The organism is Chryseobacterium sp. HR92, assembly GCF_045689405.1.
Taxonomy (GTDB): domain Bacteria; phylum Bacteroidota; class Bacteroidia; order Flavobacteriales; family Weeksellaceae; genus Chryseobacterium; species Chryseobacterium viscerum_A.
In genome coordinates, this window is sequence record NZ_CP139139.1 from 1,830,375 (window position 1) to 1,848,320 (window position 17,946).

Below are 17,946 nucleotides of genomic sequence, written 5' to 3' on the forward strand. Positions count from 1 at the left end.
TAATAATAAAAACAAACAAATAAAAATAATATGAAAACTATCATGAAATCTGCTGCCGTACTTGTTGCGACAATGACAATCTCCTTGAATGCCTTTGCACAGGACACTAAAAAACCTGCCAGCCCTCCGGCTACTGCTACGGGAAAAATTAAAGATGCAACCATTACCATTGCCTATAGCAGTCCTTCTGTTAAAGGGCGTACAATCTGGGGTGGTTTAGAAGCTTATAATAAAGTTTGGCGTGCGGGTGCCAATGAAGCAACTACTTTTGAAACGGATAAAGACATTACCGTTCAGGGTAAAAAACTGGCTGCAGGTAAATACAGCTTTTTCTTAATTCCTAAAGAAAGTGGAACATGGACTGCAATCTTTAACAAGGAGCCCAAGCAATGGGGTGCTTATAAATACGAAGAATCAAAAGATGCTTTACGTGTTGATGTAAAAACAAAAGCTTTACCAGCAACACAGGAGACTTTAGTGTATAAAATAAACAATAATGGATTCACAATGGATTGGGATAAAATCTCAGTTCCTGTAGAGATCAAATAAATTTGAATATCAGAAATTAAAATCCCGGCTAACCCGGGATTTTTTTGTTTAAAATTTGATTTGAAAAATTTTATTTCCCCATTTCTTTCTCTATTTTATCAATCATTTTTTCAGCATTACCATTGGTTCCGCCAAGACTGATTGCTTTTTTATAATTCTCCAATGCTAAATCATATTGCTTATCTGTAAAATAGGCTTCCCCTAAACTATCGAAAAGATTAGCATCTTTAGGAAACTCAGTGGTAGCCAATTTAAATATTATTATGGATTCACTGTTTTTTCCGAGTCTTGATAGTTCATATCCTAACTTATTAAGCTCTCCCGGGTTCTCAAAACTATATTCATTTTTAGATTTTTCTTTGAGTAAATAATAGGTTTCTATCCCTTTGTTTACATCGTTGAGAGATTCTTTTCTTATCGCTTGGTAAATAGATTTTTTAGGAATTTCATACTCTTTTCCCAACATTAAGTTGTGAATAATATGCCCTAAATCCCAAACTCTATTGAGATTATTGGACACTAGAATTATCGTAATTTTATTTTTAAAATCGTTTAAAAAAATGGATTCAAATTTATACGAAATTCCATTGTGTCTTTGTAGGTCTTCTTTTTCAAAGTATCTGCCAAGTGATCCGCCTTCCTCTTTTGCGTATGGGTTATTCAACAAAGTTTGAAAGGATTTTTTGGATATTAAACGATTTGTATTCATCGCTTCAGTCCATTTATAAAAATCATTGATATCTACCCAAAGCCAGCCGCTAATAAATTTCAATTCCGGGCATCGGACATTGTCCATATCATAACAAGAGGTTCTGTTTTTAGAGCCAAATATTGGATCAAATACGGAATTAGTCATTTTCAAAGGGTTAACAATGTTTTTAATGACAAACTGCTGAAAAGACATTCCGGTTACTTTTTCAATAATTCTTCTTTGCAAAAAGACATTGCCATTATCATACCTGTAACTGGTACCTGGTTCAAAGAGTAGACTATTATTACTTCTCAAAATATTCCATGCCTCAGCATCATTTTCGGGTTTTAATCGTTCGATTGGAGGAATACCACTGGCATAATTAATCAGATGACGTATAGAAACCTTTTCTGCCCATTTTGGTAATCCTAAATTAAATTTGGATACCTTGTCATCAAGATTTAGAAGACCACGTTCAACCAAAATCATGATGGCAACAGCATTAAATTCTTTTGCGATAGAGCCCATATTGAATATTGACTTGCTGTTTAAAGGAGTTTGTCTCGTTTCATCGGTAAAACCAAATGATTTTTGATAAATAATTTTATCATTTTTAGCAATAAGGACATTTCCATTGAACAAACCTCTTTCGTAAGATTTCGTCATTAAGGAATCAATTTGATTGATTTCTGATTTTTGTTCAGTCGAATTTTGATGTATCTTCTTTGTTTCTTTTGGATTATTTAACCCTTGGGCAGAAAGCGTATTTGTCAATAAAACAATTGTTAATAATAAGAAAAATCGGTTCTTCATTTTAATTAGTTTTTTGGAAATAGAATTTGATTGATTTTTGAAAGCATTTCTTTGGCATTATCATTATTAGGATTCAGTTCCAACGTTTTCTGATAATTCTTTTTAGAAGCATTGTAATCTTTTTTATTAAAATAAATCTCGCCACGTGTATCATAAATATTGGATGAGTTGGGTAATTCTGAAACTGCATAATCAATAATTTTTAAAGCATCATCAGGTTTTCCTTCACCCAAAAACTTGTATGTTAATCTATTCAATTCATTTTCAAAACCATTAAAATTATAGAAATCGAATTTGTTTTTCTTCAGTTCTTTCAAGTAAGCAATTCCTTTTTCTACTGATTCTGCTTTCATTTTTTTATAAACTTCGAAGATAATTAATGGTTTAGGCAAATCAACTTTGGTATTGTATAGAACTCCGAAGACATCATCGATAACAGCTTCCAATTGTCCGCCTCTTTTACCTGCTCTAGTGTTATCAAGCAAGATTACGTATATTTTTTCCTCAGGAATTCTGGCAATATTGCAGGAAAAACCATTGATTCCGCCGCTATGTGCCATTGTTGTAATGTCTTTTCCCGAACCTAAAAAATTCTGATGTTTCTGGACAACCAAACCGTAAGCGTAATCACCTAAACTTGGCGTGAAATATATTTTTTTGTTCTCGTCATTCAGTAAAGTGTTCGTGTATAAAGCATCATCCCATTTTCGCATATCATTTGCTGTGCTGTACATTCCACCAGCAGAAAACACCGCAGTTTTTATATTAATGTAATCTGTTTTTTGATAACCGTCGTAATCAAAATCATAGCCTTGAGCATAATTTGAAATGATTTCTTTTGGATCTTCAATTCCTGTATTTTTCATTCCAATGACATCAAATATCTTTTCCTGAAGAACTTTCTCATAAGGTTTCTTGGTAATTTCCTCAATAATTAATCCTAATAGATAATAGCCCGTATTGCAGTAATTATGCTTTGTTCCTGGTTCAAATCCTAAATTATCCTTGAAATATTTGATAGCAAAATCTTTCCCAGACAAATTTTCGAAAACCATTTTAGTTTTAAAATCAGGGAAATCAGTGTAATTTGGTAAGCCAGAAGTATGCGTTAACAATTGATGAATGGTAATTTTACTTCCTGTCGTTTTACTAAACCAAGGAAGATAATCACTTATTTTGTCATCCAGCTTGATTTTTCCTTCTTGTTTTAACTGCATAATCAGCATTGCAGTAAATTGTTTTGTTACGGAGCCAATTCTGAATTTTGTGTCAGAAGTTGCCTCGATACTCCAGTTCATATCGGCTTTTCCATAATTTTTTTGCAAGATAATTTCGCCGTTTTGAATAACCAAAGCACTTCCGTTAAAAAGATTGTAGTCGTGATATTTACCAATAATCAAATCGATTTTTTTTGCTTTTTCTTTATTGGAATTGGATATGGCTTTTTGTGCAAAAGTATTCAGAGATAAAAGCACTAGAAATACACACAAGAAATTTTTCATAATCGATTCTGATTTTATAATTTGCTGCAAAGATGCTTTAAAACGTCTCAGTACGCGACCGACTAAAAAAAGTCGAACGCATTTCTTAGAAAAAGAATGGATTAATTTGGGTTTTTTCTGAAATTTGTCGGAGTTGTTCCTGTATATTTTTTAAAAGAAGTACTAAACGACGATTTGGAATTGAAACCAACCTCATAAAGAATTTCTAAAATAGTCAGTTCTTTTTGCAAAGGATTTTTCAATATTTCTTTAGCTTTTTCGATTCGATATTCATTAATGAAATCAAAAAAATGCTTATTCATATACAGATTAATCAAAGCCGATAAATCTTTGACGGGCATATTTAATTGTTCTGCCAAATCCTGAATCGTCAATGAAGAATCTAAATAAGGTTCATTTTTAATCATAAATTCTTTCAAAGCTATGATTTGCTTATTTTTTTCATCGTCAAGTATGGGAGAGGATTTTTGTTTCGGAATTAGATCTACGAGAGGTTTCAATTGAGAATTAACTCCTCTGAAAAATTCAGGATTATTTAATGCAACAAATAGATACCAACACGTACAAAAGAAAAAGGCAAATCCGTCAAGGGTAACAATCCATTGTCTGAGTTCTCCCCAACCAAAGATAAAGCTAACCAGCCATCTTATAAGAACTAAAAAATGTAAAACATAATATAGAATTGTTATTTTGTAAAGTGCATTTAGAATAGAAATATTTGGATTTGTATAATTCTCGAGATAGACAGTTTTAGATTTTCTAATAACCAGAAATGAAGCAATAAAATAAACTTGAAATAGAAATTCGAAAAGGAAATAAAAAAAATGCATGATAGGCGTTTGATTCATCGCATTTATGAAATTCACTTTCGCAGCTCTATCCTCAAAATATATTCCTGACATCATATACAAATTGAAAGCAACAAACGGAATGGTATGCAATAAATGTTTCGGTTTTAATCGAAATTTGGAAAAACAAACGGACAGTACATAGAGATAAAATGATGCCGGAACCAAATAGTTTATACTCCAACGAAAAGCCTCGAGGTTGATAAAATTAACAGGAAAATCACGCATCAAAAATTTAAAAGCATCTACAGCGTTTGTAAAAAGAAAAAAAGCAAGAAGCCAATTTGCAAGTCTGTGCTTGGTTTTTACAGTCAATAAAAACAACGCAAGAAAAAATACAAGAAAAATTCCAATAAAGGCGGTTATTTCTAAAAAGCTGTATTTGTCCATGGTTTTTTTAACATAGGTGCAATTTAATATTTAAATAGCAAAGCTTAAAGAAGTATAGATAATTTTATCCTCCTACTTTATCAAATGTTAAAAATATTCCGCTCAAATACTAAAAGTTGCATTGCTATAAATATTAATACTGCGATGCCATCGACTTATTTTGAAATTGTTGTAGTAATTATTGAAGCAAGGTGTAAAAGACCAGACAGAATGCGCTAAAGAAATGCTGAAAAATATCCTCCGAGACCTCGAATTTGTAAAAAGTAAATAAAAATGGCGCCACTTGTCTTAAAGTGGCGCCTTTTGGCTTTTGGTGACCTCGACAGGATTCAAACCTGTAACCTTCTGAGCCGTAATCAGATGCGCTATTCAGTTGCGCCACGAGGCCTTGTGTTACCTTGTTGTTTAAAGGTTTGCAAATATAGCACTTTTTTCCTTTCTTTGAAAGATGAAACAAAGAATTTTACTTTTATTTACGGTTTTTGCGCTAACAGCTTGTAAAAGAGAATCAAAAATTTCGTCCTCAGACTGGACAAATATCTCCGCCCGTACCCAGTTTAAGGAGCATGATGGTACCTTGGAGCTGAAATCGGGGAATTTCACTTATAATTTTAAACAAAATCAGATTCCATTCAAGAAAATTATCCTGTTGAATGCAAGTATGGCAGGGTATATTTCAGAGCTTGGAGCAGAAAATTTAATCATAGGAGTTTCCAGTCCGGAGTATATTTATTCAGATAAAATCCAGAATCTGCTTAAAGAAGGAAAAATTCAGAATGTAGGAAGCGAACAGAAATACGATGTGGAAAAGATCATTTCCATGAAACCCGATGCTATTTTTACCAATCATATTGCCAGTTTTGATAATACTTATGAGCTTTTGAAAAATAATGGTATTCAGGTTGTATTTCTTGATGAATACATGGAACAGAAACCTTTGGAAAAAACGGCCTATATCAAGCTTTTCGGAGAATTTTTCGGAAAAGAAAAGGAAGCAGAAGCTAAATATCAGGAGGTTGAAAAAAATTATAGTGAGCTGAAAAAACTGGCTTCAACAGCAAAAGAAAAACCAGTTGTCCTAGCTAACGAAATGTATGGAGATGTGTGGTATCTTCCCGGAGGAAATACTTCCGTTGCTCATTATATTTCTGATGCCAATGCGAATTATATCATGAAGGACAACAAAGATGAAAAAGCACTGACAATGAGCTTTGAAGAAGTATATGCCAAAGCAGGAGGGGTACAGTACTGGGTAAATGCAGGAAGTCACACTTCAAAAAAGGAAATGTTTGGAATGAATCCCTTCTACGGAAAACTTGATGTATTCAATAAAGGAAAAATATACACTATTGCAGGAAAAGAAAAACTGAAAGCTAATGATTTCTTTGAAAGTGGTGTAGTAAGAGCAGATCTTATTCTCAAAGATTATATTAAAATCTTCCATCCTGAACTTTTACCGGGTTATCAGCTTACTTACATGAAAGAATTACAGTAAAACTCATACTATTTGCTTATTTTTGCCTTTCCTTTTTATACAATTATGTGGAAAAAAATTAAACAGCTTATCTTCATCATTCTGGTTCTGAATGTAGTGTTTATTATCTGGGGCAGGTTTTTTAATCCGCCAATTACCCTTACCCAGATAGGAGGTTTTTTTGAATATGGAAAACTACACAGAGATTATATTTCCTATGACGAAATGGGAAGCAATGTAAAAAAAGCAGTAATTGCTTCTGAAGACCAGAAATTCTTTGATCATGACGGTTTCGATTATACAGCCATCGAAAAAGCTATGAAATATAATGAGAAAGGTAAAAAAATAAGAGGAGGAAGTACCATTTCCCAACAGACAGCAAAGAATATATTTCTTTGGCAGGGAAGGAGCTGGGTAAGAAAAGGGCTGGAAGCTGTCTATACTTTTATCATAGAAAAAGTATGGAGTAAAGATATTATCCTTGAAAGATACCTGAATTCCATTGAAATGGGGCAGGGGGTATTTGGGGTGGAAGCTGCTGCTCAATATTATTTTGGAAAATCATCCAAAGACCTAAGTGCTTCAGATGCAGCCTGGATTGCCGCTGTATTGCCTAATCCGAAAAAGTATGACCCTAAAAATCCATCTCCCTATTTAAGAAAGAAACATAATTGGATCATGAGACAGATGAGGAATGTGAGTTTGAAATAGTATCTTTGTACTAATGAAATTCTTTAATTCCAGCACAAACTTTGAGTCAGTTCTTAAAAAATATTTTTCTTTTAAGAATGAAACCCTTTCTTTAGAGCCCTTTGCAGAGTTTTTAGAGACAATTAAAGAGGCAGACTTTACAGATGTGCTCAATTTTTTCAGAAGCAATCCTAATTTTGCTGAGAACTTTAAACATTATATCCACAATATATTTAGAGGAAGACCCTTCAATCTTTCGTTGACGGAGGCTAATATTCTTTCAGAAAATGCTTTCTTTCCGGAACTTAAAAAAAGAATCCTGAACAAGGTTTTGCCACCTGTTGAAAACGAAAAAACGGTGTGGTTTATGATTGATAATGTGAGTCTTAGACCGAAGAAGGATCTTAGATATCTTCATAATCTTCCTGAAAATGAGATTGATGAATTTTTAAACATGCTGGGGGCTTCGGATTTCATTCTGAAACCGAATGTGAAAAAAGAACTTATTTTCTCAATGAATATTCTTTCCTGGAGGGTTACGGGGATGGCTATGGAAGTGGAAGTGGTGAGAATGGCTCCGCAGTACAGAAATCTGGACAACCCGTTTCTTGCGCTTCAGAACGAACTGGAAACATTAGCAGAAGATCTGGTAAAAGACCCTGAACTTCAGCTGCATTCCAAGGACAGCAGATATAAGCAAATTAAAATCTATGCAGAACAATGCCAGGAATTTGTAAATATTGCTTTTAAAAATTCTGCCAAATATGGTATTTCCGGAAAGATCAATCAATCCCTGTTAAAAATTCGCCAGCAGACTGAAAGGATATATGAAATTGTTCAGTTATTGGTTATCGACACCGATGAAGATGTTCAGATAAAATCTAAACAGTTGATCTTTAATATTCTGAGTTATAAATCTCATAAAAATAATATTTCTGATCTGATTAACGATAGTACAAGGCTGATTTCCCACCTTATTACCAATCATACCGCAGAAGCAGGGACGCACTATATTACTTCTACCCGAAAGGAATATATGACTATGTTCTACAAGGCTAGTGGCGGTGGAATTATTGTAGGAGCACTTTGTGTTCTGAAAATGCTCTACGGATATATCCCCGGGAGTGACTTTTCACACGCTTTTCTGTACTCCATGAACTATGCAATGGGATTCGTGATGATCTATCTGATGGGCTTTACTCTTGCTACAAAACAGCCGGCAATGACTGCCGCTACGATGACAAAAGTATTGTCTGAAGAAGGAAAGACCCAAAGAAACAATACTGAGTTTGCCCATTTGGTATCCAAATTATTCCGAAGTCAGTTTATTGCCTTTGTAGGAAATGTATTGCTTGCTTTTCCGGTGGCGCTTGCCATTATTTACGGATTGGATGTGTTTTTCTCACAAAATCTGGCTGTAGACAGATCTGATAAATTGTTAAAAGACCTTGATCCTTTTAAATCAAAAGCGATTCTGCATGCAAGTATTGCTGGGTTTTATCTTTTTATTTCAGGGATTATTTCAGGGAATATCGGGAACAATTCCGTGTTTTACCAGATTCCGGAAAGAATTGCCAAGAACCTTTCAATCAGAAGCTTTTTCGGAAAGAAATTTGCTAAAGGACTTTCAAAATATTATGCTAAAAACTGGCCTGGAATTGTTTCCAACTTTTGGTTCGGGGTGTTCCTTGGAGCAACAGCTCCGGTAGGGATGTTTTTCGGGTTGGATCTTGATATCAGGCATATTACATTTGCAGCGGGTAACTTTGCGTTGGGACTATATGGAAAAGATTTTTCAGTAGATTCTTATACGTTCTGGATGTCTTTTGTAACAGTTTTCCTGATAGGTTTCTTCAACTTCCTGGTAAGTTTCAGCTTATCCATGTTCCTGGCATTCCGATCAAGAAAGATGAATTTCGGACAGGTAAGTGAGATCTATAAAGAAATCTTCAGGTATTTTATGAAGCATCCGTTGAAATTCTTCCTGCCATTAAGTTCCAGACTGGATAAGAAAGCAGATGATCTTATGAACAGTACTATTTCTAATAAATCAGAAGAACATTAATATAATAAAAATGCTACCCTCGGGTAGCATTTTTCTATAGGTATACATTTTTGTCTTATAATATTTGAAGGTCATTGAACTTTTCTACCCCAAATTTATCCTGGAACTTTTTGAGATAAAAGCTTTTACGCATTTTAAAATCATGTTTCAGTAAGGGAGAATCAATTTTAATAATAATACATTGGTTTTCTATATTGACACTTCTAATTTCATTGAAAAGGCTTTCATCAAGATACTCTTCAAGGAAATCTTTAATGTCAAAAGCAATAAGTTTATGTTCAAAACCATAAATCCTGGCAAAAGATTTTACCAGTTCAGAGGATTGATATTCACGTTTTTTCTTCTTCATTGTCGTGGTGTGGGGTTGGAGGCGTGATTTGGGTTTAGCGTTCCGTGATTTGGGAATGATAAGTTAAGATAAAAAATACTATAAAAAGGAGAATCAAATTCAAATGCTTCTTTTTTTTGATTCAAAATTCGGGGAGATACCTATCTTAGCTGGTTAGACTTCAAAAATTATACTTTCCTCATTAATTTTCTTTACCACGCTTTCTGTACGTTCTCGATGAGTGTCTGTTATGAAAATCTGACCAAAACTTTCTTTATTTACGAGCTCAATTAGTTGTGAAACTCTCGTATCATCAAGTTTATCAAAAATATCATCAAGCAATAGAATAGGAGTCTTTTTTGTGAGCTCTTTTACAAGACTCATCTGAGCCAGTTTTAAAGAAATAAGGAAGGATTTCTGCTGCCCCTGAGATCCTGTTTTTTTGATTAAAACATGATCCATTTCAAAAAGAAGATCATCTTTATGAATTCCTTTTGAAGTATAGGTGAGCATACGGTCTCTTTCAAGGCTTTCTTTTAAAAGGTTTTCAAAAGAATCTTCCAGCAAATGAGATTCATAAATAACAGATACTGTTTCTTTCCCACCAGAAATAATCTGATAGAAATTCTGAACAATAGGGTTGAGCTGTTCTACAAACTCTTTTCTTTTCTTAAAAATTTTAGTCCCAAATTTTGTGATCGGGTCATCGTAAATTTCAAGTGAATCTTTATCCCACGTTCTGTTTTTGGCAAAATATTTCAGTAAAGCATTTCGCTGCTGAATTGTTTTCTGATATTGGATGAGGTCAAAAAGATATTCTGAATCCGTTTGAGAGATCATCGCATCCAGAAACTTTCGTCTGCTTTCTCCGGAATCTGAAATGAGATTGGAATCGTAGGGAGAAATCATAACACTCGGAAGGTAGCCGATATGATCTGCGAGCCTGTCATAGCTCTTATCATTCTTTTTGATCACCTTTTTGGCTTCTTTGGGCTGGGTGATTCTAATGATATCTTCGCTGTCCTCATTCATAATTTCAGCATCAAGAGTAAAGAAGTCTTCTTCTTTTTTAATATTATTGACATCTGTATTTCCCAGGAAGCTTTTTCCTACAGATAAATAATGCAGAGCATCCAGAATATTGGTCTTTCCCACACCGTTATTGCCCACAAAACAATTGATCTGCGGGGAAAATTCAAATTTTTTCTCAGAGTGGTTTTTGAAATTGTAGAGGGAAAGCTTCTTAATAATCATTCGTCAAAAATACTCCATTATTAGTAAAAATAAAAAAGGAAGTGCCGAACAAGTTTCCACTCCGAATGAAAAATAGCTGTCATCTCTTTTGTTATCAGAGAAATAGATGAGAATATAAGTTACAATACTGGTCATAAAAAAAGCTGCGGCATAAGATAATTCAAGACAAAAAACTCCAATAATATTGCTTATGAAAACAAGTGCATAGGCAATGTATTTGGTATTCTGAACACCTATCAGCATAGGAAAGGTTTTTACCGTATCATTATTCATATCCCGGATGTCAAAAGGAAGCACAAGTGCAGTGATAAAGAAAAAGCTGATCAGAAAAATGGGAATACTGAATTCCGGAAGGGTGAGCCAGCAATTGACCAAGGCCCAGACTAATCCAACATAAAAAACTTTGAGTAGTGGGATTTTCCGGATATAAACATCGAGAAAGAAACTATTGTAAAGCAGTCCCAATACTACAATAATGAACCATTTCAAAAGCCTTATTTCATTGTGGTTGTGAATGATTAAAAAAGCACAGACCATTCCTGCAACAGCATTGATGACTACTATTTTAAAAAAATGTTTGGTGTATTGGTATTTAGTATACAGGTAACCACTGAAATAAGTGATGAAAATTAATGCAAAGGTAGGGAAACGGAATGTGTTTTGCTCTTTCATGAAAAATACTGCAAAAAGAGTTCCCATAAGAGAGACATAAAATTGGCTGTCTATGATAGTTTTTTTCAGTATTTTTAAGATGTTCATTTATCAAAATTAATATATATGAAAAGATTTTCCAAGATTTTTCTGCTTTTGCTAGTAATGCTAAGCTTTTCAATGGTATCCGCACAGAAATATTACGATACCCAATGGAAAAAAGTGGCTGAAAACAGTACGAAAGGAGCTTATAAATCTAATCTTCCCATCATTTTAGACATACAGAAACAAGCTATGAAAGAAAATAATACTTTTGAACTGATCCGTTCTCTGAAAGCGGAGTTCAGTATTGTAAATCAAACGGTGGATGATGACCAGAATGATTCCGCTTCCCAATTTTTTAAAAAGCTTAAAGATGCAGAAGGCAAAATGAGTGGGGAAGGCAAATTGGTATACAAAGTTTTACTGAATGGTTTTTTCATGGATTATTACAACCAGAACTCATGGAAAGTCAACGGAAGAACCAATATCAACTCTCAGGATATTTCACAAATTGAGACCTGGAGTAAGCTTGATTTTAAAAATTATTTAACAAAAAGCTTTCAGGAACTTGATCAGGAGAAACCTGAAATGAAAAAAGTCTCTCTGGAAAAGTATAAGAATATTTTTTCAGGTACTGAGGATATCGCTTATTTTCCAACATTGTCTGACTGGTACGCAATCAGGAAAGTAGTATTTTTATCTGAAAATAATATTTTCACAAAAAATGAACTGACAGCAAACCGCATTACGATCAATGCCATTTATGATGAACTGATTGCTCAGAATACAGGAAATACAAAGCTGTATTTCATGAAAGAAAAGATTACAGAGAACTGCAACTTCAATCATTGTAAAGATAAACTTGAACAGCTTCAGAATCTTTTAAAATCTGATGTAGAAGGAGATTATAAAGTGGTCATCATGGGAGAGATCATGGATGAGCTTGTGGGCAAGAAGAAACCTAAAGAAGCTATAGCATTGGCTGCCCAGGCTAAAAATGAATACCCGAAATCTCCATTCATTGAAAATATCAAAAGCAAGGAAGCACAGATTGTCAATCCATATCTGACTCTGAAATATGAAGCACAGACTCAGAACAATCTGCCGATTCATTTTGTTGCACAATATCAGAATGTATCAGAATTTACCCTGAATATTTATGAAGTGAAAGATGATTTTACACCATTGCTTCAATACGTTCAGGATTCTTATTCCAATACCTTTGGAAAACTGAAAAAAAATCTGGTAAGAAAAGAAACATTTCAGCTTCCGGATCCTAAGGATTATCAGAATCATAAAACCACATTGGAGGTGAAACCGCTTCCTTCAGGAGTATATGTAGCTGAATTTACGGTTGCAGGAGCTGACATGAAAGATTCAGACTCCAGACAGAATTTTTACTTTTTGGTTTCTGGAAACAGGATCATCTATCAATCTAAAACAGACCGAAAACCTTTGGCAGATGAATTGAAATTGGTTAACAGTGAAAATGGTAAACCTATAGGAAATGAAGGCCTTAGATTTTATGAATTTGTTTCCAATAAAACGTTAACTAAAATTGAAGGAGCAACGAATGCAAATGGAGTATTTATGTTCCCTTCTTCTGAAAACAAAGATTATTACAGAACTTTTCTGATTCAACAGCCTAAGACGAATGATTTCCAGATCATGCAGGTCTATGGAAACAGAGGCTATGCTGACGATTATAATCCTAATAAACAAACCCGTTCAACTGCTCAGATCTTCATAGACAGAGGGATTTACCGTCCGGGGCAGATAGTGTATTTCAAGGTGATTAATACCAGAATCAATAAAGAAGTTGAATCTGTTCTTTCAGGATTGAAACAGAAAATCACATTATTGAATACGAATAGTGAAGAGGTTTCTTCACAGGATTTTACCACCAATGAATTTGGCTCTTATCATGGAAGCTTTATCCTTCCAAAAGGAAAACTGAACGGTAATTTTTATCTGAGAATAGACGGTGAAAGCCAGGGATATAAAAATTTCAGGGTAGAAGAATACAAAAGACCAAAATTTGAAGTCACTTTTACTCCGGTAAAAGAGGAATATAAATACGGACAAACTATAGAACTGAAAGGAAAAGCAGTAATGTTTTCCGGTGTTCCGCTGAACAATACTACCGTTAACTACGAAATCAAAAAACAGAATATCAGATGGAGATATTTTAGCTGGTATCCGCAGGACAATGATAATGAAAACTCAATTCTGGGCGAAGTAAAGACCAATGAAAAAGGAGAGTTTATGATCCGTTTAGAACTTCAAAAAGATGAAAAACTGGAAGGTATACAAATTGATAACTATGCCATCAATGCTTCTGTGACAGACATCAATGGGGAAACACAGACTGCAAATACTCAATTGAAAGTAGCTTCGGTTTCTCACTACATCCTTGCAGAAAATATCAGCAATACTTTTGCAGATGACAATGTGAAAGTGAAGGTAGAAACCAAGAACTATAATGATCAGAATCTTAAGAAACCATATCAGGTGAAGTTATCAAAACTGATTGCTCCGGACAGAATTTTCAGAGATAATTTCAAGTCTGATGTTCAGAATCTACCGAAATATTCAAAAGAAGAATTTATCAGCAAATTCCCACATGATCTTTTCGATAAAAATGATGAGATCAAAAATTGGAAAACAGAAAAAGTATTGGTTGAAAGACAACAGCAGCCATCTGCTGACAATGCTCAGCTTTCAACGAATCTTGATTTAGGAAAACTGGAAGCAGGAGATTACCAGCTGGAACTTTTCAATATTGAAGGGAAAGACACTATAAAAACAGCTCAGAATTTCAGTGTCTGGGATAAAACCTCTTTAAAGCCGGTTCAGAAAACGTTCCTTACAGTGATTGCTCCGAAAGAAGAATTGTCAAGAGGAGAAAAGGCTAAAGTGTATGTGTTTTCAGCAATTCCTGATGCATTAGTGAATGTTTTTGTACAGGATGGATCCGGAAAAACGATTTCAGAAGTTCATCAGATGAAAAAAGGAATATTGGAATATACTGCTGAAATTCCTAAAGATAAAAGTGTATCAGACCTGAACCTTCAGTTTCAGCTGGTAGCATTCAATGATGTGAATACAGAATCTGTTTCTTTAAAAATAAAAGACACAGAAAAACCTTTAAAAATTGAAACAGTAACCTTCAGAGATAAACTTGAGCCTAATGCAAAGGAAAAATGGACGGTAAAAGTAACTGGAAATGATAAGGAAAAGATCAATGCTGAGGTATTGGCCAATATGTATGATATGTCTCTGGATCAGTTTGCCGCAAACAGCTTTAGTTGGAGAAAATTGTACACTCCATTTGTGATCGTTACTTCATATGGGATCAACAATTATCTACAGCAGCAAAACTATCAGAAAAGACTAAGATATTTTGAAGATAAGTATGTACAGGTTCCACAGTTCAACTGGTTTGATGGTGATCTTTTCTACACGTTGCAGGGAGAAGTTGCAGGGCTTCAAAATAGAGAAGGAGTAAAAGCTCCAGCTTATGCGCTACCACCATCACCAATTGCAGGAGCAAGATTTAAAACTGCCAGAGCATCTGTGGCAAAAGAAGTTGTGGATAATGCAGCGATAGACGTAATGGCATCTAATGCAGACGGAGTTTTAGATCATGATGATGTAGCAAAAGAACTGGACAAAGTAGCTGTACGCCAAAACCTGAATGAAACCGCATTCTTCTATCCTAATCTGAAAACGGATGTTGAAGGAAATGTAAGCTTTGAATTCACTTCTCCGGAAGCGCTGACAAAATGGAAATTAATGTTCCTGGCACACACCCAGGATGCAAGAGCTGCTACATTGGAAAAAGAAGTGGTAACACAAAAAGAATTCTCTGTAACTCCAAACTATCCGAGATTCCTGAGAGAAGGAGATGAACTGAATCTGCAGGCGAAGTTATCTAACCTTACAGATAAAAAACTGAACGGTTCTGCCGAATTACAAATTCTGGATGCCTTTACCAATGAGAATATTTCTTCAAAATTTGGACTTACGTCAGGAACTCAAAACTTCAGTTTAAATGAAAACGGAAGCAGTGCATTAACATGGAAATTAAAAGTTCCGGACAATGTTTCCTCTATTATTTTCAAAGTAGTTGCTAAAGCAGGTCAATATTCTGACGGTGAGCAGCAGGCTATTGCTGTATTGCCCAACAGAATGCTGGTGACGGATGCCGTTCCAGTATTTGTGAAAGAAGGAGAAACCAAAACATTTGTACTGGATAATCTTAAAAATAATGCATCCACGACAGCCTCTAATGTTTCCAATACGTTAGAATTGACAACCAATCCGATCTGGGAGATTATGTTTGCCCTTCCAAGTCTGAAAAATGATCAGAATAACTCTGCAGATGTGATCTTCAATAAATGGTTTGCAGATGTACTGGCTTCAGAAATATTCAAAGCCAATCCAAAAATGAAAACGGTTTTTGAAGAATATCAGAACAAAGGATTATTGAATTCAAATCTTGAAAAAAATCAGGAGTTGAAACAACTGCTGCTGGAAGAAACCCCTTGGGTATTGGAAAGCAAAAATGAAGGCGAGCAGATGCAGAAACTGGCATTATTATTTGATGCTAATACCATGAAAAATTCTATCAGTCAGGATTGGGATGAGTTCAAAAAACTACAAAATCCAGATGGTGGATTCTCTTGGTATTCTGGTTATCCAAGCTCTTATGGTACCTCATTGTATATCCTTAAAAACTTAGGGAAAATCAATTCCTGGTTAAAAGACAATGTGAAAGACTATCAAAGTGCCGACCAGAATGCTATTACAGCTAAGTTGATTCAGTATGTAGATAATGAAATCAACAAGTATTTTGATGTAAAGAAAGGCAACGTCTGGAATAACTGGGCTATGGATTATCTGGATACCAGAAATTACTGGGAAAAACAATATCCGTTGAAAGGAAAAGGTGCGACCTTGAAAACATTAGTTAAACAAAAAGCAAAAACAGCAAAGATCACAGACTTCACATTCTTCGGACTTCACCGTGCAGCATTGTTAATGAATGATTACGGTCTGAAAGATGTATCTGATAAATTGATGACTTACCTTAAAGAAACGTCTACAGATACAAAAACCCAAGGTGTTTACTGGAAGCAAAACCTTAATGACTGGGGATGGTTCGGTTCAAAGGTGGTCAACCACGCTGGAGCATTGGAAGCATTCAATAAGTTAAAATCTAACGATCAAAGCTTTATTGAAGACATGAAAATCTGGCTGGTAACTCAGAAGGAAGTGAACTCATGGGGAAGCTCAAGAGGAACTGCTGAGGTGATCTTTACCATCTTAAATTCAGGAAAATCATGGACAGGAGCAGAAAGTGATAAAGCTGCTATCGTTTGGGGAGGAAAAGAATTAGCTCCTCAGACACAAGCTACAGGATATGTGAAATCAACTTTGAAACCAGACGCCGTAGATAAAAACTTAGCAACTGTAACTGTAACAAAACCTGGCCCTGGAATTGTACAGGGAGGATTGTTCTGGCAGTATTACGAAGATCTCGATAAAATCAAATCTTCCGAAAGTTATATTTCCGTGACGAAAGAACTCTATAAAAAAGTGAAAACCGTAAACGGAGAAGAACTTCAGAAAATCTCTTCTGAAACCCCGTTGAAAGTAGGAGATAAAGTAACGGTAAGAATGATTCTGAATACAGACAGAGCCATGGAGTTTATCCATATTAAAGATATGCGTGCGGCAGGATTTGAACCTGTAGATGTATTATCCGGATATCAATGGAAAAATAATCTTGGGTATTATCAGTCAACCAAAGATGCTTCTACCAACTTCTATATTCAGTACATGCCAAAAGGAAAATATGTTTTTGAATATGATGTGGTTGCCAATGCATCAGGAAAATTCTCCAACGGAATTACAACGATGCAGAATTATTACGCACCACAGATGAATGCACATACAAAAGGAAGTAATGTCGCAATTTCAGAGTAACTTATAAAAAGACTGCAGTAAAAATTACTGCAGTTTTTTGTTTCTGGGCTTTCAATGAAAATAGAATTAAATCGAAAAATCAAACGATTGTTTAATTTTGGAATGGTTTTTGGAATTAGTATAATAGCAATTAAAAAAATTATTAAAAGATGAAATTTTCTAAAACTTTAATCACAGGATTAGTATTAATGGCTGGAGTAAATGCTTTCGCACAAAAGAAGGCAGAAAAGTTTGAAAAACTACAGATTGAAATGTTCCCCAAAGCAAAAGAAGGATATAAGCAAGTATATATTCAGCTTCCCGTAGCAAAAAACGAAAACGATTTAAAAGTTGAACTTTTTGTAGGTGCTGAAAAAATGTTAGATTGTAACAACTATTTCCTGATGGGGGAAATGAAAACTCAGGATCTTCAGGGATGGGGATACAACTATTATGAGGTAGAATCTAAAGGTGAGACTGCCGGAACCCTGATGGGCTGCATGGATAAAAAACTGACTAAAAAGTTTGTTACCTTAAAGCCTGAAACGGTAAGATACAACAGTAAACTTCCATTGGTGTTCTATGTACCGAAAGATATCGAAGTTCGTTACAGAATTTTACGTCCTGATGCTGGCTTGAAAAAAGCAGTTCAAAGATAAATCAGCTTATTATAATTATA

Annotated in this window: 12 protein-coding genes and 1 tRNA gene; 6 read left to right on the top strand and 7 right to left on the bottom strand. The window is 34.6% G+C overall.

All coding sequences use genetic code 11. The annotated features are described in order from the left end of the window. Positions 1–30: 30 nt before the first annotated feature. Positions 31–549 (top strand): DUF2911 domain-containing protein, encoded by a 519-nt coding sequence (locus SFA27_RS08120; RefSeq protein WP_264517537.1) that lies wholly within the window; start codon positions 31–33, stop codon positions 547–549. 70 nt (positions 550–619) lie between these two features. On the opposite strand, the gene SFA27_RS08125 is transcribed toward SFA27_RS08120, so the two are convergent. The 4 genes from SFA27_RS08125 to SFA27_RS08140 form a co-directional block, all read right to left on the bottom strand. After that, a complete protein-coding gene (locus tag SFA27_RS08125) occupies positions 620–2,053 on the bottom strand; it encodes a serine hydrolase (protein ID WP_264517538.1) in 1,434 nt (477 codons plus the stop codon). A 5-nt stretch (positions 2,054–2,058) separates the two neighbouring features. Beyond that, positions 2,059–3,555: a serine hydrolase gene (locus SFA27_RS08130; protein WP_407297554.1), complete on the bottom strand. Its 1,497-nt coding sequence runs from the start codon at positions 3,553–3,555 to the stop codon at positions 2,059–2,061. Between the two features lie 101 nt (positions 3,556–3,656). Next, complete coding sequence (locus SFA27_RS08135) at positions 3,657–4,793, bottom strand: helix-turn-helix domain-containing protein (protein ID WP_407297556.1); 1,137 nt, start codon at positions 4,791–4,793, stop codon at positions 3,657–3,659. 311 nt (positions 4,794–5,104) lie between these two features. Then, positions 5,105–5,181 (bottom strand) — tRNA-Arg (locus SFA27_RS08140). 60 nt (positions 5,182–5,241) lie between these two features. On the opposite strand from SFA27_RS08140, the gene SFA27_RS08145 reads away from it, so the two are divergent. From SFA27_RS08145 to SFA27_RS08155, 3 genes are read left to right on the top strand one after another with little or no spacing between them, the layout of a single operon-like run. Then, positions 5,242–6,288 (top strand): ABC transporter substrate-binding protein, encoded by a 1,047-nt coding sequence (locus tag SFA27_RS08145; protein WP_407297558.1) that lies wholly within the window; start codon positions 5,242–5,244, stop codon positions 6,286–6,288. 45 nt (positions 6,289–6,333) lie between these two features. Beyond that, positions 6,334–6,978, top strand: coding sequence for a monofunctional biosynthetic peptidoglycan transglycosylase (gene mtgA, locus SFA27_RS08150; protein ID WP_407297560.1), 645 nt, complete (start codon positions 6,334–6,336; stop codon positions 6,976–6,978). Positions 6,979–6,991: 13 nt separating this feature from the next. Beyond that, positions 6,992–9,022 carry a site-specific recombinase gene (locus SFA27_RS08155; RefSeq protein ID WP_264517545.1) on the top strand — a complete coding sequence of 677 codons (2,031 nt, stop codon included), beginning with the start codon at positions 6,992–6,994 and terminating at the stop codon, positions 9,020–9,022. 55 nt (positions 9,023–9,077) lie between these two features. On the opposite strand, the gene SFA27_RS08160 is transcribed toward SFA27_RS08155, so the two are convergent. The 3 genes from SFA27_RS08160 to SFA27_RS08170 form a co-directional block, all read right to left on the bottom strand. Then, a complete protein-coding gene (locus tag SFA27_RS08160; protein ID WP_407297562.1) occupies positions 9,078–9,371 on the bottom strand; it encodes a hypothetical protein in 294 nt (97 codons plus the stop codon). A 153-nt stretch (positions 9,372–9,524) separates the two neighbouring features. Beyond that, a complete protein-coding gene (gene recF, locus SFA27_RS08165; RefSeq protein ID WP_407297564.1) occupies positions 9,525–10,604 on the bottom strand; it encodes a DNA replication/repair protein RecF in 1,080 nt (359 codons plus the stop codon). Between the two features lie 3 nt (positions 10,605–10,607). Beyond that, a complete protein-coding gene (locus tag SFA27_RS08170; protein ID WP_407297566.1) occupies positions 10,608–11,363 on the bottom strand; it encodes a hypothetical protein in 756 nt (251 codons plus the stop codon). An 18-nt stretch (positions 11,364–11,381) separates the two neighbouring features. On the opposite strand from SFA27_RS08170, the gene SFA27_RS08175 reads away from it, so the two are divergent. Together SFA27_RS08175 and SFA27_RS08180 are read left to right on the top strand one after the other, a co-directional pair. After that, on the top strand, positions 11,382–17,288 hold the full coding sequence (locus tag SFA27_RS08175; RefSeq protein ID WP_407297568.1) for an alpha-2-macroglobulin family protein: 5,907 nt from the start codon (positions 11,382–11,384) through the stop codon (positions 17,286–17,288). A gap of 149 nt (positions 17,289–17,437) precedes the next feature. Beyond that, positions 17,438–17,926 (top strand): ecotin, encoded by a 489-nt coding sequence (locus tag SFA27_RS08180; protein WP_047378072.1) that lies wholly within the window; start codon positions 17,438–17,440, stop codon positions 17,924–17,926. Positions 17,927–17,946 lie beyond the last annotated feature (20 nt).

Coding starts and splice junctions, on each gene's coding strand:
- SFA27_RS08120 (WP_264517537.1), top strand. CDS start 31: ATGAAAACTATCATGAAATCTGCTGCCGTACTTGTTGCGACAATGACA.
- SFA27_RS08125 (WP_264517538.1), bottom strand. CDS start 2,053: ATGAAGAACCGATTTTTCTTATTATTAACAATTGTTTTATTGACAAAT.
- SFA27_RS08130 (WP_407297554.1), bottom strand. CDS start 3,555: ATGAAAAATTTCTTGTGTGTATTTCTAGTGCTTTTATCTCTGAATACT.
- SFA27_RS08135 (WP_407297556.1), bottom strand. CDS start 4,793: ATGGACAAATACAGCTTTTTAGAAATAACCGCCTTTATTGGAATTTTT.
- SFA27_RS08145 (WP_407297558.1), top strand. CDS start 5,242: ATGAAACAAAGAATTTTACTTTTATTTACGGTTTTTGCGCTAACAGCT.
- mtgA (WP_407297560.1), top strand. CDS start 6,334: ATGTGGAAAAAAATTAAACAGCTTATCTTCATCATTCTGGTTCTGAAT.
- SFA27_RS08155 (WP_264517545.1), top strand. CDS start 6,992: ATGAAATTCTTTAATTCCAGCACAAACTTTGAGTCAGTTCTTAAAAAA.
- SFA27_RS08160 (WP_407297562.1), bottom strand. CDS start 9,371: ATGAAGAAGAAAAAACGTGAATATCAATCCTCTGAACTGGTAAAATCT.
- recF (WP_407297564.1), bottom strand. CDS start 10,604: ATGATTATTAAGAAGCTTTCCCTCTACAATTTCAAAAACCACTCTGAG.
- SFA27_RS08170 (WP_407297566.1), bottom strand. CDS start 11,363: ATGAACATCTTAAAAATACTGAAAAAAACTATCATAGACAGCCAATTT.
- SFA27_RS08175 (WP_407297568.1), top strand. CDS start 11,382: ATGAAAAGATTTTCCAAGATTTTTCTGCTTTTGCTAGTAATGCTAAGC.
- SFA27_RS08180 (WP_047378072.1), top strand. CDS start 17,438: ATGAAATTTTCTAAAACTTTAATCACAGGATTAGTATTAATGGCTGGA.